This window comes from Streptococcus sp. Marseille-P7376 (assembly GCF_902460385.1).
GTDB classification, from domain to species: Bacteria; Bacillota; Bacilli; order Lactobacillales; family Streptococcaceae; genus Streptococcus; species Streptococcus sinensis.
Map to the genome: position 1 here is coordinate 1 of NZ_CABPTS010000032.1, position 16,344 is coordinate 16,344.

General features: G+C 42.6%; 12 protein-coding genes. 2 read left to right on the top strand and 10 right to left on the bottom strand.

Annotated features, from left to right (window positions below; translation table 11 throughout):
- The 7 genes from FZ952_RS10955 to FZ952_RS10985 all read right to left on the bottom strand — a co-directional run.
- Positions 1-109, bottom strand: a 109-nt coding sequence (locus tag FZ952_RS10955) for a transposase (protein ID WP_026216338.1), incomplete at its 3' end; no start/stop codon positions are given.
- Between the two features lie 585 nt (positions 110-694).
- Positions 695-1,906, bottom strand: a complete 1,212-nt coding sequence (gene icd, locus FZ952_RS10960; protein ID WP_187423918.1) for an NADP-dependent isocitrate dehydrogenase — start codon at positions 1,904-1,906, stop codon at positions 695-697.
- Positions 1,893-3,011 (bottom strand): citrate synthase, encoded by a 1,119-nt coding sequence (locus FZ952_RS10965; protein WP_148881690.1) that lies wholly within the window; start codon positions 3,009-3,011, stop codon positions 1,893-1,895. Before FZ952_RS10965 ends, icd begins: the two co-directional genes overlap by 14 nt.
- Positions 3,012-3,013: 2 nt before the next feature.
- Positions 3,014-5,677 carry an aconitate hydratase AcnA gene (gene acnA, locus FZ952_RS10970; protein WP_148881683.1) on the bottom strand — a complete coding sequence of 888 codons (2,664 nt, stop codon included), beginning with the start codon at positions 5,675-5,677 and terminating at the stop codon, positions 3,014-3,016.
- Positions 5,678-6,034: 357 nt separating this feature from the next.
- Positions 6,035-7,540 (bottom strand): pyruvate kinase, encoded by a 1,506-nt coding sequence (gene pyk, locus FZ952_RS10975; protein ID WP_062199772.1) that lies wholly within the window; start codon positions 7,538-7,540, stop codon positions 6,035-6,037.
- Positions 7,541-7,591: 51 nt separating this feature from the next.
- A complete protein-coding gene (gene pfkA, locus FZ952_RS10980) occupies positions 7,592-8,602 on the bottom strand; it encodes a 6-phosphofructokinase (protein WP_148881684.1) in 1,011 nt (336 codons plus the stop codon).
- A gap of 84 nt (positions 8,603-8,686) precedes the next feature.
- Positions 8,687-11,797: a DNA polymerase III subunit alpha gene (locus tag FZ952_RS10985; protein ID WP_262366362.1), complete on the bottom strand. Its 3,111-nt coding sequence runs from the start codon at positions 11,795-11,797 to the stop codon at positions 8,687-8,689.
- 179 nt (positions 11,798-11,976) lie between these two features.
- On the opposite strand from FZ952_RS10985, the gene FZ952_RS10990 reads away from it, so the two are divergent.
- Both FZ952_RS10990 and FZ952_RS10995 read left to right on the top strand, forming a co-directional pair.
- Positions 11,977-12,684, top strand: coding sequence for an ABC transporter ATP-binding protein (locus tag FZ952_RS10990; RefSeq protein WP_148881686.1), 708 nt, complete (start codon positions 11,977-11,979; stop codon positions 12,682-12,684).
- A gap of 16 nt (positions 12,685-12,700) precedes the next feature.
- Positions 12,701-13,513 (top strand): lantibiotic ABC transporter permease, encoded by an 813-nt coding sequence (locus FZ952_RS10995; protein ID WP_148881687.1) that lies wholly within the window; start codon positions 12,701-12,703, stop codon positions 13,511-13,513.
- Positions 13,514-13,565: 52 nt separating this feature from the next.
- Here the strand turns inward: FZ952_RS10995 and FZ952_RS11000 are convergent, their stop codons facing one another.
- The 3 genes from FZ952_RS11000 to FZ952_RS11010 form a co-directional block, all read right to left on the bottom strand.
- The gene (locus FZ952_RS11000; protein WP_148881688.1) at positions 13,566-14,795 is read right to left on the bottom strand and encodes a tetratricopeptide repeat protein; all 1,230 of its coding nucleotides are present in this window, start codon (positions 14,793-14,795) and stop codon (positions 13,566-13,568) included.
- A complete protein-coding gene (locus FZ952_RS11005) occupies positions 14,788-15,957 on the bottom strand; it encodes an AI-2E family transporter (RefSeq protein ID WP_148881689.1) in 1,170 nt (389 codons plus the stop codon). Before FZ952_RS11005 ends, FZ952_RS11000 begins: the two co-directional genes overlap by 8 nt.
- 212 nt (positions 15,958-16,169) lie before the next feature.
- A partial coding sequence (locus tag FZ952_RS11010; RefSeq protein ID WP_148880494.1) for a transposase occupies positions 16,170-16,344 on the bottom strand: 175 nt, incomplete at its 5' end.

Below are 16,344 nucleotides of genomic sequence, written 5' to 3' on the forward strand. Positions count from 1 at the left end.
TACTTCGATATTGATTATAGATTACTTTTCGTCTATACTTAGGGGTGAACACAATGTGATATTTACACATCCACTTTGTGTGTGATAAACTATGTGCCTTTTGTGCCATATTTTTCTCCTTTCGCTTTACAATTGGCTTGAACACCTTTATTGTATCGCGTTTGGAGTTTTTGGTATAACCTTCAACGCGCACCCGCATAGCGGGTGGTTTATTTGTCTCGCACCTAACGGAGCGAGACGGACTGAAAGTCACAAATAAAAAAATCTCCTCTGTTAGCTAGACTCTCAGCTTACAGAGGAGTTTTCCTGTTCTTTGGATAATTTGGTTTTTAAAAGGTTTTTTTATATTTAGGAGATGATATGAAAAATTAGTGAGATTTTTATGCGGGGATCTATTTCTTGCCTCTTTTACGAATACTGGTTAGACTGCCGATTTTAGCTTGGAGCGGATGAATGATTTCTTATAATTTACTTTAACTTTATATGTCATTGGACTGCCCTCGTTTCTTATTTGTTGACACTAGTATAAGGCTTTCAGCTTAACCATTTCTTATAGAAATCTTTAGAAAAACTTAAAGTAAACCTTCTCAACACATTCAAGCCCTACTGCTTACTTACCGATGAACGTCGCACCAATTTATTCTTTGGCAAATCCCAGCAAAATCTGATTCACCTCACTAAAGCATACTTTCCTCTATTTTTGCTCTTCTATGTATGTTAACAAAACCTGAGCAAAGTCACTCGTTGATAAGGCATCTATTCCTTCTAGCTGACTGGCAAAATCCCCTGTTACTTTTTGCTCAAAGAGAGCCCTCTCAATAGCATGAGTAAGGAGATGAGTCGCTTCCGACCAGCCAATATAGTCAAAAAGCAGGGCACCCGAGAAAAGAAGCGAACAAGGATTAGCTTTATTTTGACCCGCTATATCTGGCGCTGTCCCATGAGTAGCTTCAAAAATAGCATGGCCGGTCTCGTAATTGATATTGGCTCCTGGCGCAATACCAATGCCACCGACTTGAGCAGCCAAGGCATCGCTAGCATAATCACCGTTTAGATTGGTCAAGGCAACAACGTCAAATTTCTCTGGATAGAGCAAAATCTGCTGCAGAAAATTATCCGCAATAACATCCTGAATGACTAATTTCCCAGCAGCAAGCTCGTTCGCATACTCTCTTTGAGCCAATTCATAGCCCCATTTCCGAAAGCCGCCTTCGGTAAATTTTTGGATATTTCCCTTGTGAACCAGCGTTACCCGCGTCAGCCCTTTTGCTAACGCATAGTCAATGGCCGCCCGTATCAGCCGCTCACTTCCCTGTCTAGAAATAGGCTTAATCCCAATAGCTGAGCTTTCTGGGAAGCGAATCTTGTCAACCTGCATGTCCTTCTGCAGGAAATCTATAACTTTTTTAACAGCAACCGATCCGCTCTCCCACTCGATCCCAGCATAGATGTCCTCGGTATTTTCCCGAAAAATCGTGATATCTGTTTTCTCTGGGTGCTTGAGCGGACTGGGAACACCTTTGAAATAACGAACTGGTCGCAGGCAGGCATAGAGGTCTAATTCCTGCCTTAGGGCGACATTCAGCGAACGGATGCCTTCTCCGACAGGGGTTTCTAGCGGCCCCTTGATAGCTACTAGATGGCTCTTAATCGTTGCCAGCGTGTCATCCGGCAGCCATTCTCCCTTCAAGTCTGCCGCTTTTTTACCAGCCAAAACTTCCTTCCAGACAATCCGTCTCTGTCCACCATAGGCCTTTTCTACGGCCTTGTCAAAGACCAGCTGGGCATTCTCCCAGATATCTACCCCAACTCCATCCCCTTCAATGTAGGGAATAAGGGGCGCATCTGGCACCAACAGCTTCCCCTTCTCAAACGAAATCTTATCTGCCATCTTATCTCCTTCCAATTGGGAGGTACTCCAAATTCTGAGCACCAATATAGTTGGAACGCGGACGAATCAGTTTATTATTCTTGCGTTGTTCCTGAACATGAGCAATCCAGCCAGACACCCGACTCATGGCAAAAATAAGAGTGTAGATGCTGCTATCAATGCCCAACACATGATAAACCGTAGCCGAATAAAAATCGACGTTGGGAATCAGATGTTTGGTATGTTTCATGTAATCTTCGATTTCTTCTGAAAGCTGGTACCAGACTTCATTTTCTGTTCCCTTGGTCAACTTCTCTGCCATTTCTCGCAGATACTTCTCCCGAGGATCCTGAGTTTTATAAACTCGGTGACCAAAGCCCATGATTTTCTCATGGGAAGCCAGTTTTCGCTCTAGATAAGCCTGTGTATTTCCCTCTTCTCTGATTTCCTTTAGCATATCAAAAACGCATTCATTGGCACCGCCATGAAGCGAGCCTTTTAGCGCTCCGACCGCCGCCGTCACGCAGGAATAAATATCAGTCAGAGTAGAGGCACAGACCCGTGCTGCAAAAGTGGAAGCATTGAGTTCATGATCAGCATGAAGCACCAGAGCACGATTAAAGGCCTCAACTTCAAGCTCACTTGCTTCCTCTCCTTTGAGCATATAGAGGAAATTAGCCGCAAAACCTAGATCCTCTCGTGGCTCAATCGGAGTATGACCTGTCCTCAATCTAGCAAAGGCTGCGATTATAGTCGGCATCTTGGCCATAAGCTGAATGCTTTGTTCATAGGTTGCTTCAAGGGATGTTTCCTCCGCATGGACATTGTAAACCCCCAGAAGACTAACCGTTGAACGTAAAACACTCATCGGATGCAAATGCTTTCGTGACTGGATGAGAAGGCACTGCTCCACTGCGTCGCTAATGGCATAATTGGCTCGCAAATCATCCATAAAACGCTTGAGTTCAATCTGAGTAGGCAAATGCAAATTCCACAGCAGATAAATCACCTCTTCAAAGCTTGCATTATGCTCCATCAATTCTGAAATATTATAACCTGCATAGGACAGGGAGTCATCCACAATCTGGCTGATTCTCGTATCACAGGCGATTGTATCTTTTAAACCATCCGTCTGACTCATATTCACACCCCTTGTAATTTCTTTCTAACGACCATCGGCAAAATGCCGCCGTTTCTGTAGTAACGAATATCCGCATCAGCATCAAAACGTAAACGCACCTTAAATGCGAGCTCTTTTTCAGCATTTCTAGCCACAACCTTAACTATCTGACCTACTTGAGGATTCTGAGGCAGTTCAATATTGAATGTCTCTTTCCCAGTCAAACCAAGGCTTTCAGCATTCTCACCCTCCAGATACTGAAGCGGGAGAATTCCCATCATAACCAGATTAGAGCGGTGAATTCTTTCAAAACTTTCTGCTAGAACCACCTTGACACCTAAAAGATTAGCTCCCTTAGCTGCCCAGTCACGACTAGAGCCCATGCCATAGTCTTTTCCTGCTAGGACAATGGTATCAATTTTATCGCCCTTATAGCGCATGGCTGCCTCATAAATTGACATCAATTCACCCTTATAATTTGTATAGCCGCCAATTTTTCCATCTACCAATTCATTTTTAATCCGAATATTCGCAAACGTTCCCCGCATCATGACCTCGTGATTGCCTCGGCGGCTGCCATAGGAATTAAACTCTTGATAGTCCACTCCGTGTTCAACCAAATATGAAGCCGCCGGACTATTTCTTGCGATATTTCCTGCTGGGGAGATATGGTCTGTCGTCACCGTATCCCCAAATTTCGCCAGAACAGCCAGATTTTCCAAAGGCTGAATAGCTAAATCATCACCTAAGCCATCAAAATAAGGTGGATTTTGGATATAGGTAGAAGCCTGATTCCAATTATAAATTTTGGATTTAGTCGTCGGAATCTGATTCCATTTTTCGTTGTCATCGAACACATGAGCGTATTCTTTTTCAAAAAGCTGACGCGTCACATATTTTTGTACATAATCTGCAACTAAGTCGTGATCTGGCATAATATCCGCCAAGTAAACAGGCTGTCCCTTTTGGTCATAGCCCAATGGCTCTCTGGTTAGATCAATATTGGTATTTCCAGCTAAGGCATAAGCAACCACTAGAGGTGGGCTGGCTAGGAAATTTGCCTTGACTAGAGGATTGATCCGCCCTTCAAAATTCCGATTTCCTGAAAGAACAGCACTAGCTAACAAGTCGCTGTCCGTAATCGCTTGGGCTACTTCGGGTAAAAGATTTCCTGAATTTCCAATACAAGTGGTACAGCCATAGCCGACAACGTTGAATCCAAGCTGGTCTAAATAAACTTGCAAGCCACTCTTTTTGAGATAGCCTGTAACTACCTTGCTGCCGGGAGCCAAGGAAGTCTTGACCGCCTTTGAAACGCGCAGGCCTTTTTCCACCGCATTTTTAGCCAAAAGTCCCGCCGCCATGAGTACATAAGGATTGGATGTGTTAGTACAGCTGGTAATGGCTGCGATGGCCACATGACCCGTTTTAATCGTCTCCTCATGGTCAGAAAACTGGACTACTGCAGACTTTTCTAGCTCGCTCTCATCTAGGCCAAAGCCTCGGACACCAGCTTCTCTGACCAGACTAGCTTGAAATTCTTCTTTAGCAGCTGTCAACTCAATCAAATCTTGGGGCCGCTTAGGTCCTGAGATACTCGGCACAATGCTGGATAAATCAATCTCAACTACTTTCGTATACATCGGCTCCACCGTTTCTTTATAGAAGAGATGATTTTTTTGAGCATAGAGACGAGTCAGCTCAATGTGATCTTCTGATCGATTGGTCAGGCGCATGTAGTTGAGCGTTTCCTCATCTATCGGAAAATAGCCACAGGTAGCTCCGTATTCTGGTGCCATATTAGCAACCGTTGCACGGTCAGCCAGACTCAGATTGGCCAAACCAGATCCAAAGAACTCGACAAATTTACCAACAACATTTTCCTGCCGCAAGATTTGCGTGACCTTTAAAGCCAGATCTGTCGCCGTCGCAATCTTCGGTAATTTACCCAGCAAGCGAACACCGATGACTTCAGGCACTGGGAAATAGGAAGCCTCACCCAGCATGGCTGCCTCAGCCTCAATCCCGCCGACACCCCAGCCCAGAACGCCGATACCATTAATCATGGTCGTATGGCTGTCAGTCCCAAACATGCTGTCTGGATAGAGCTGACCATCCTTTTCGATGATGACATCACTGAGGAATTCAATATTGACCTGATGGATAATGCCTGTGGCAGGAGGAACCGCCCGATAATTATCAAAAGAGTTTTCTGCCCATTTAAGAAATTCATAGCGTTCATTATTGCGAATAAATTCTTTGTTGATATTTTCTTCTAGCGCCGTTTCACAACCATAAAAGTCAACCTGAACACTGTGGTCAATAACCAAATCCACCGGAATCTCAGGATTGATTAAATCAGCGCTTCCACCCTGACCCACGATAGCATCCCGCATACTAGCCAGATCGACTACAACTGGTACACCCGTAAAATCCTGTAAAATCACACGACTAGGCTTAAAAGGAACTTCTCCTTTAGGAGATGCTGCACAATAGTTCGCCAAAGAAGATATGTGATTTTTTGTAACATCCACTCCATCTTCCTTACGAAGAACACTTTCAAGTAATATACGAATCGAGTAAGGAATTTTCTCTAAATCTCCTCCTAATTCTTTACTCGCTTGTTTTAAATCAGTATAGTAATATTCACGGCCCTTATGATGCAATTTTGTCTTGTATTCGGTCATGTCAGCACCTCTTACCTATCTTTAATTGTTTTATATTATACATCTTTTCGTAAGTTTATGCAAGAGTTTTTTAATTCTTATGTTATGTCTTATAACATAAGAATTAAAGATAGTTTTGTTTTTAAAATAGTTTAACCAACTAATCTAAATTAAAACTTATGCCTATTCTCGTTTTTTCTTTTACTTTTAGTAACAGACAGCGACCTGAAGGCCGTTCAAAATATTGCTTTGATACCCCTTGTAAGCAAGACCAATAAATCCTACACTACCTTTTGCAAGCTTGATTTAGCTAGTCGCTAGTTTACTGAAAAGAAAAAGCCGATAGTTTAAAACTATCAGCTTATAAAATGATTCAGATTAACGAACTGTACGGATACGCATTGTATTGGTACGAACAGCCTCACCAAGTGGCACACCAGCAACAATAACGATATCATCACCAGATTCAACCAAGCCTTGCTCTACAGCAATTTTCTCAGCAATATCAAACATATCATCTGTTGTAGATGGACGCTCAGTCAAGACTGGAATAACACCCCAGTTCAGCATCAAACCACGCTCAGTCAATTCATCAAAAGTGATTGCCAAAATATCAGCATTTGGACGGTATTTAGAAATCAAACGGGCTGTGTGACCAGTCTTAGTAAGAGTAACAACCAACTTAATATCCATTGAGCTAGTAGCATCTTTAACAGCTGAAGCCATAACTTCAGTCTTAGAATGACGTTCAAAGTTAGCAGTTGAAAGACGGCCGTATTCATTCAGAAGAGTTTGGGCATTCTTATCAATAGTTGCCATCGCTGTAACAGACTCAAGTGGGTATTTACCATTTGCAGACTCACCTGAAAGCATAGTTGCATCAGTACCATCAATAACTGCGTTAAACACGTCAGAAACTTCAGAACGAGTTGCACGTGGTTTTTCAGTCATAGTTTCCAACATGTTTGTTGCTGTGATAACTACTTTACCAGCTGCATTTACTTTAGTAATGATTCTCTTTTGGTGAACTGGAACCATTTCAAATGGCACTTCGATACCCATGTCACCACGGGCAACCATGATACCGTCAGCCGCTTCAATGATTTCGTCCAAGTTGTCAATACCTTGTTGGTTTTCGATTTTAGCGAACAATTGAACGTGACCGTTACCAGTTTCTTCACAGATTGCACGAACTTCATTGACGTCTTTTGCAGTACGAACGAATGAAATCGCGATAAAGTTGATACCTTGCTCAAGACCGAAGCGGATGTCAGCGTTGTCACGCTCAGCAAGTGCTGGGAAAGGAATCTTAGTATTCGGGATGTTTACACCTTTTTGTTTCGCAATAACACCATCGTTTTCAACTTCTACTTCAAATTCACGAGTTGAGTCATCCTTACCAATTACGCGAAGACCAAGTTTTCCGTCATCAACAAGCACTTGTTTTCCAATCTCAACGTCATCATAGATGTCAAGCGCACCAGCAACATTCAAAGCAATGACTTCACGAGTAGATTTGATGCCTTGTTTGGTAGCAACACGGATTTTTTCACCAGTCTTGTATGAATACTCTTTTGCATCGCCTTCAAACAGCTCTGTACGGATTTCAGGTCCTTTGGTGTCAAGAAGGAAACCAACTTTTTGACCAGCGATTTCTTCCGCACGTTTTACAGTAGCCATACGTTCACCTTGTTCTTGATGGTCACCATGTGAGAAGTTAAAGCGGAAAGTATTTGCTCCTGCTTGAATTAATTTGGCGATATTTTGTGCTGATGCTTCAACATCAAGTTTTTCACCCCAATATCCGTCTTCACCAAATTTTTTACCGCCGCGGATTTCTACCGCAGGACCTAAGGTTGCAACGATTTTTACGCGTTTATTCATGATTTTATGAAACTCCTTCTATATTTTGGTCTCTATGACCCTTATTTACAATTAAATAGTGATGCTGCGGTTGAGTTCAGCCAAGCCAAGATCGGCCTTATGCGGAGTGTTAACCACAATCTTGCCATCTTCTTTCAAACTGAACAGAGCGCCTTCTTCTTCTGTACCGAGAATTGGTGTTTCAACCATTTGCTCGTTACGAATACCAACAGCAACCCCACCGATTCCTTTCTTAAGAAGAGAAACGGCATGAGCCCCCAAACGTGAAGCGAGAACACGGTCGCGAGCAGTTGGTGAACCACCACGCTGGATATGGCCAAGCTCTGTCACACGCAGATTATCCATATCACTGGCTTCCTTCAGCTTCTTAGCAAACTCGTCTGCTGACATCACGCCTTCAGCCAAGACGATGATATTGTGCTTCTTACCTTTGGCATAGCCCTGCTTGATACTCTCAACGACTTCTTCCATTTTGAAATTTTCTTCAGGAATGATAATTTCATCTGCACCAGAGGCAATACCAGCCCAAAGTGCAATATCACCTGCATTACGGCCCATTACTTCAATTACAAAGGTCCGACGGTGACTGGAAGAGGTATCCCGAATCTTATCGATCGCTTCCATGGCTGTGGTAACCGCTGTATCAAAACCGATAGTGAAGTCTGTTCCGACGATGTCATTGTCAATGGTCCCCGGCACACCAACAGCTGGGAATCCATGCTCAGTTAAGCGCATCGCACCATGATATGAACCGTCACCACCGATAACGACAACACCTTCGATACCATGTTTTTTAAGTTGCTCAATTCCTTTTAATTGTCCTTCGAGTTGGGCAAATTCTGGGTAACGAGCTGAGTGAAGGAAGGTACCACCACGAGAAATAATGTCTCCAACTGAAGTGGCATCAAGCGGGTAGATTTCTCCTGCAACCATTCCCGCGTATCCATCATAAATTCCGTAAACTTCCATCCCTTCGGCAATTGCCTTACGAACAACTGCACGGATGGCAGCATTCATACCAGGGGCATCACCACCACTAGTTAAAACAGCAATACGTTTCATTTCGTTTTCTTGCTCCTTATCTTTTTAACGTTCTAATTGATTATACCACAATCGGGCTAAAAATTCTCTGATTTTCCATATTTTTTAGCGAAAAACCGTTTTCATACTAAAATTTTCCAGTTCCTCTTGAAGCTGGTCTGATTTTTGAACATGAAATCCTGATGCAGGGACGGTTTTCTTTTCATGCTCATAACGCAACACCACTGGGATATTGCCTGGATAGCGCTGTAAGATTTCTGCAATTTGTCGGTCTTGACTGCGATCAGCCAGTTGAATCCAAAAACGTTCCGCGCTAGCTTCTGCCGCCTCTGCTAAAATCATCTGCAGGCGTCCATCTCTTTCCTGAATTTTACCAGTTAGATAGTAATACCCCTTTTCCTTGATCAGCTTAGAAAAATGGCGGTAAGTTTCTGGAAAGAGGGTCACATCCAACTTCTTCTTGGTATCCGTCACTTGGATAAAGGCCATATTTTCACCATTTTTGGTGCGAATGACCTTGATGGACTGAACCTCCACCAGAATAGTCGCACGGCTATTCTCAGTCAATTCTTCAATCCAAACAAAGGGCTGGCTAGCTTTCTTGGCTAGGCTAATGAGCGGATGATCACTAAGACCAATCCCAATCAGAGCCTGTTCCTGCTCAAACTTCTCCGCAGCACTGAAATCCTGAACTTCTGTCCATGAATAGCTAGTATCCGCAAAAAGACTGCCCAGCTCATCGGCAAAGACAAAAAGATTGGGCAGATTAGCCAGAACTTTCTGCCGATTTGGCTCAAAAACATCAAAGAGGCCTAGTTGAACCAAGGAGGTTAAAAGCGACAGCTTGTGATAATTCTGCGGAAGACGCAATATGAAATCTTCCACACTGCTGAATGGCTTCGTCTGGCGTTCTTCTAAAATCCAGTAGGCAAAATCCCGTGGCAAGCCCTTGATATTTTTCAGTCCTAGATAAATGTTTCGCTCCTGAAACTTATCTCTGTAAGGAATATTATTAATAGTCAGCGGAGCTAGCTCAAAGCCAAAGCGCAAGGCATCTGATATATAGTCTGAGCTGGAGTAATTGAGCATGACATCAAAGAAAATGTCTGGATAATGAGCCTTGAAATAAGCTAATTGAAAAGCCAGGGCTGAATAGGCATAGGCATGGCTGCGGTTGAAGCCATAGCCGGCAAATTTTTCCATGATCGCAAAAACTTCCTTGGCCTTGGCCTCCGAATGTCCCAATTCTACAGCTCCAATCACAAATTCTTTTTCCATTTTGTGCATTTCAGCTGCATTCTTCTTACCCATAGCTCGTCGTAAAATATCGGCCTTGCCCAGACTAAAGCCACCAAAACGCTGGGCCACTTGCATGACCTGCTCCTGATAGAGCATGATGCCGTAGGTTGGCGCCAAGATATCCTCTAGACTAGGGTCAATCAGCTCCACCTGCTCCCGACCATGCTTGCGTTTGACGAAGTTATCAATGTAGTCGCTGGCGCCAGGTCGGTTGAGGGAAGTAGTGGCCACTACTTCTTCAAAGCGAACGGGCTGGACTCGCTTGAGCAGGCTGATAGCACCCGGCTGCTCAAACTGGAAAATCCCCTTAGTATCACCTGCTGCAAAAAGTCGTAGAGTTTTTTCATCTTCTAAGTCAATCTCTGCAATCTCGATGTCTACTTCATATTTTTTCAGGGTTGCTTCCTTCATCCGCTGGACAAAGGTCAAATTACGCAAGCCCAGAAAGTCCATCTTGAGCAAGCCGTTGTTCTCCACACCATGGGCATCGTATTGGGTGATATACATATCCTCCCCGTATTTTAGAGGGATTTGGTTGGTCAAATCATCGTCACTCATGACAACCCCAGCTGCATGGACAGAGGTCTGACGTGGATTTCCTTCGATTTTCTTAGCAATTTCAAAAGCCTTCTGATACTCCAGTTTACTGTTGATAATCTGGCGAAAGGCTATGTTCTTCTCATAAGCCGAGGTCAGATTATCCTGAAAGCGGATCTTCCTAGTAATATTCGTCAGCTCGTACTCAGGCAGGCCATAGCGCTTAAAAACATCCCGAATCGCCTGTTTGGCACCAAAAGTTGAGTAAGTCACAATCTGGGCAGCATGCATGCTGCCATAGCGGTCGCGAACATAGCGGATAAACTCCGGTCGGTAAACGTCGGGAATATCGATATCAATATCAGGCATAGTATAACGCTCTAGATTTAGGAAGCGTTCAAAGAGCAAGTTCTTTTCTACTGGGTCAATGCCCGTAATATCTAAAGCATAGGCTACCAGACTACCGACTGCCGATCCCCGACCCATACCCATATAATAACCTTGACTCCGGCCAAAGCGCAACAAATCACAGACAATAAGAAAATAATCGTCAAAGCCCATCTGGTGGATAACCGCCAACTCCTGAGCCAGCCTTTCTTGGTAGGCTGCTCCTGTCCGTCCTCGCTTACGCAGTCCTTCCTCGGCCAATTCCTGAAGTTCCTCTACTGCAGGTCGCTCAGGATTGAAGCGCGGAAGTTTCAACTCAGTATTAATTTCATAGTGAACTGAGGCCGTCAGCTGATCCAGATTAGCCAGACTCTCTGGAAAATTCTCAGCGAAAGCTTCCGCCAAAGTATCTGGAGTCAATAAGGATTCATGACTGGGTAAATGACCAACCTCTCTCAAGCTGATATTATCCCGAATCGCCCGCAGCATCTGCAGGGTTTCCAAATCCCCCCGCTCAAAATAACGGACAGTATGAAGAGGGAGGGTAGACCGACCAAAATCCTGCCGTGGTGTATCTGGAAAAACCCCGACAAAAAAATCCAAACCAAGATCCAGTCGATCCACTCCTTCAAAAGCTGGCACAATCAGAGCCAGTCCTTTAAAGAGATGCTGGAAATCTTCCCAGTTCTTACGCCCCATCATCTTGAGAGTAGAGACTTTCATCAGGTTGCGGTAGCCCTGACTATCCAGAGCTAAGAGTCGCAGATTGAGAAGGTCGCCATCTTTGAAAATTTCCATTTCCAGACCCAGCAGAGGCTGAATACCTGCTGCTTTCGCCTCCTCTAGAAAATGATAAGCGCCGTAAAGGTTATCTATATCCATCACGCCCAGACTTTTATAGCCCAACTCCTTGGCACGATTCACATATTTTTTGATAGAAATCAGACTGTCCATAAAAGTGTAAACAGTCTTGGTATCTAGTTGTACGACCACATTTATCTCCTTATGCCCGTGCTTTATTTCTAATTCTATTATACAGGAAAATTTCCAAAGAAGGAATTTAAATACAAAAACAGATATCCCTACGACCAAGCCCATTACTTCCATTATCCTTTGCATATTTAAAAGCGAAAAGCTATAATAAATATAAAAACACTATAAAGGAAATACCTATGAATCCCTATCCACTACTTTATCTTGATCATGTACAGAAAAATTATGGAGAATCTGCAGCTCTGACAAATGTCAATCTAGCTATTCAGCCTGGCAAAATTGTCGGTCTCTTAGGACCAAATGGGAGCGGAAAAACCACCCTCATCAAATTAATCAACGGCTTACTGCAGCCTACATTTGGGACTATTTATCTAAAAGGAAATACTCCCTCGCCAGAATCTAAAAAATTCGTCTCTTATCTTCCCGATACAAGCTATTTAAACGATAATCTAAAAGTCGAAGAAGCTTTGACATTCTTTCAAGATTTTTACGAAGATTTCAACCTTTCAAAAGCTTATCAACTCTTAAATGACCTCAATATCAATGTGAAGGATTCTTTTAAAAATCTTTCCAAAGGAAATAAAGAAAAAGTTCAGCTGATTTTAGTCATGAGTCGTCAGGCTGACCTTTATATTTTGGACGAGCCTATCGGTGGGGTCGATCCTGCCGCACGAGATTACATTTTGAGAACCATTATCCAAAACCGTTCTCCTCACTCATCTGTCATTATCTCCACCCATTTAATTGCTGATATAGAGCCAATCTTGGACGAAGTTATTTTTATCAACCAAGGATCCATTCTAATCCATGAAAATGCTGCAAATCTACGTCAAAGATACCAGCAATCTATTGATGAAATCTTCCGTTACCAGTTCCGTCTTTATTAGAAAGAGAGAAAGTGATATGTTTGGAAAACTTTTAAAATATGAATTTAAAGCCACCTATAAATGGTATTTGATCTTATTTGCTGTCTTGACCGCTCTATCGATTCTCATGGGAATTACAGCAGCTAGTACCACAACCCCCAGCCAACTTCAGTCAAACTACGATTCAAGCACCTCCGTTTACTGGGCTCTCTATGGCTTCTTGATGCTCCTTCTTGTCTCTGCCGGTTCTGGTGTTTATTTATCCAATATAATCATCACGATTGTTCGCTTTTATAAAAATATCTTTGGACGCGAAGGATACTTAACCTGGACGCTGCCAGTGACTACCCATCAGGTGCTTTTGGCTAAGCTACTGACTGCTATTACTTGGTCACTTCTTTGTACCATCAGCCTGGGACTTTCTTTCTTCTTCCTCTTGTTCACAGCTTTTACTATCAGCCGTACAAATATTGTTGACCTTTTTGATTTCTTTAAAAATATGGATGTCGCTTATATCCTTCTATACCTCGTTCGCCAATTTCTACAACTTGTCTCCGGGATCCTCTTTCTTTACTTGGCAATGTCTATCGGCCATCTGTTTAAAAATAACCGCATTCTGATGTCTATCCTTTTTGCTTTTCTTTTATGGATTATCTTGGGAAGCATCAGTCTCTTCATTCCAAATGGTGGTTTCTTCGGTTGGTTCAACGAATTATACTACACTTTTTTAGGCAGGTCAGTTTTGAAATCATTTATATTCTCCTTTGCTTATATCTATGAAATCATCAAAATTATCGGTTTCTATTTTGCTGTTTACTTCATTTGCAAACATAAATTAAACCTTCAATAAAGCTATTCAAAAAGACGCATCATTTCTGCGTCTTTTTTATGAAGTGAAAATTCTACAAACTTTCGTACAAATCTGCCATAGCAGTATCGTCTGGAACCAAACTCAGATATTTGCCAGCCTCTACTTTGGCTTCTTTCACACAACCCAACTCGCGTAATAGATAAACAAATTCTTCTAGAAATTCAGGATTTCCCTGCAAGTCAGCTGCCAGTTCCTGATAAAGCTCCCCAGCTTTCTCCACGTTTTCCAATGCCTGGTAAGCACGCGCCAGATTCCAGCGGGTCAAGACATTGTCTACATCCTGATTCTCAAAAGCTAAAACTTCTTCGTAACGTTCCTGCTCCAGATAGAGATTGGTCAGGCGCAGAGCAATTTCCTCCAAATCATCAGCATTGTCCTGAGCTGCTAGCAGGTAGTTCTCAGCCTGTTCGACATCATGCAGCTCATAAGATAGCTGCGAAGCAAGGAGCAAGAGGCGAGTCTCGAAAGGATTTTTGGTCAAGCCTTGCTCAGTCATTGCCAAGGCTTCCTCAGTCTTATGCTCTGCATGGAGAGACTGCGCGTAAGCATACTCATAGCCTTCAAAATCTGGTGAAATTGTATCCAGCTGCTTGAAGTAAAGATTGGCTTTTTGGTACTCCTCTTGACCATACAAGATAGCCGCCAACTCATAGACAGTCTCTTCATCATATTCCAGCTCGACAGCCTTTTCCAAAAATTCAATAGCTGCTTCGATTTTCCCCAGACTGGCATAACAAAGCCCGATTCGCTGATAGATAGATACGCCTGTCTGCTCGTAGATAGAGCGATTATCCAACTGAGCATATTCCTTGATGGCTTGGGCAAAATTTTCCAATTCAAACTCAATTTCTGCCAAACCAAATGTCACCAAAGGTTCATCCGACAGTTGGGCAGCTTCCAGCAATTTCTCCCGAGCCACATCTGGCAATCCTTCTAGCTGATAGAGATCAGCCTTGGCCAAGAGAGCCGCCACATACCATTCACTAGTCGGGTCAATCTCCTCCAAATAGGCAAATGCCTCCTCCAAATCTCCATCGTCACCAGCAATTGTTGCCAGACTGATATAGGATTCCGGATAAAATGGAGCCAGTTTCTCATAAATTCGCTTAGCCTGAGGGAAAAAGCCGATACTTTCCAAGTAATCGGCTAACTCTAATAGTTCTTGATTGGAATCTTGAACCAGAGCCTCTTCAAAATACTTCTCAGCTTGTGCCAAATCTTGATTTTGCAGGGCTGTTAGCATCTGTTCGCTATTACTCACTGTCTTCTCCTAGTTCTTGAACACTTTCTTCATACAAACCGCTAACCTTCTTGTACCACTTAAAGAGCGCTGTAATGGCAACCTTGGCGGAGGCATAGGCAGGAATCCCCAACAAAACACCCCAGATGCCAAACATGGAACCCGATGTCAGCAAAACAAATAAAATAGTAATCGGATGAATACTTAGTTGGCTACCCAAAATCAGCGGGGAAACAAAACGGCCTTCAAGCGTCTGTTCGACAATAAAGACAACAATCACCTTCAAAAGCATGAGCGGTCCAGCAATCAAACCTAGAACTAAGGCCGGCAACATGGCAAGAAAGCTTCCCAAATAAGGTACTAAGTTCAAAACTCCTGCAACAACAGCCAGAGTCACACCATAACGTAGGCCGATGATTTTGAAAAGAATCATAAACATAAAAGACACAATCATGGCTACTGTCACCTGACCACGAACATAATTAGCCAGCTGAGTATTGACATCCGTCATGACCTGACCAAATGATTCGCGGAATTTAGTAGGTAAGAACTGAACCACATAGCCTTTGAGATTTTTCCCATCACGTAGAAGGTAGAAAAGGATAAAAGGCATAATGATAATGGCCACAATGATTTGCGAAGCCGTACTAATCAAATTGCTAGCCCAATTGACTGCTCTAGATGAAAAATTACTGGCCCACGTAGCTATTTGAGTAGATAGATTATTCGTAAACTCCTCAATCTGTGGCTTCAAATCATCCGAAATATAGTTGGTCAAAACATCATCAATCATTTTATTGGCTTGCTTGAGATAAGTGGGAACATTTTTGGAAAAACTAACCACTTGATGCTGCAAATTTGGAATAGCAACAGCCAAGCCCCATACAATTAATAAACCAATCAATACAAAGACGATTGTAATGGCCACTAAACGATTGATTTTATACTTTTCCATAAAATCAACGATAGGATTAAGCAGATAATAAAGCAGACCAGCCAAAATTACCGGCAACATAATCACGCCAATAAATTCAATTACTGGGGTAAAAATGAAACTAATTTTACTCAGAACAAAAATATTCAAACCGATGAGTAAAGTAACCAAAAATACGGTAATAGCCTTATTATCTAAGAACCATCTGAAAAACCAGGATAAGCTAAAATCTTTTTCTTTATGTTCCATATACGACTCCTTTGATTTATCATCTCATTGTAACATTTTTCCAAAAAATATTCTTTTGTTAACCCTTTCCCAAATCAATTTTAAAAGAAATCAGTTTCCCTTATCATTAGCAAATGTACTATAGTTGACAAGGAGCCAAAACAAGAGTCTGAGACAAAATAGTTCTCAGTCACAAAAAAGCTAGAGATTCCCAATTATGGAACTCTAGCTTTTTAAATTTGAACCGTTCTCTTATTGTATTTAAGGAGATTATTGGCCATGAGCACTAAACCCATGTCAATTTTCACCTGACGCTTGCCTCTTAGGTTACATCTCTTGTAACCCAAATAAGCCTTTATCTGCCCAAAGACAGGTTCCACATCAATCTTACGTTGATCGAAAATCTGT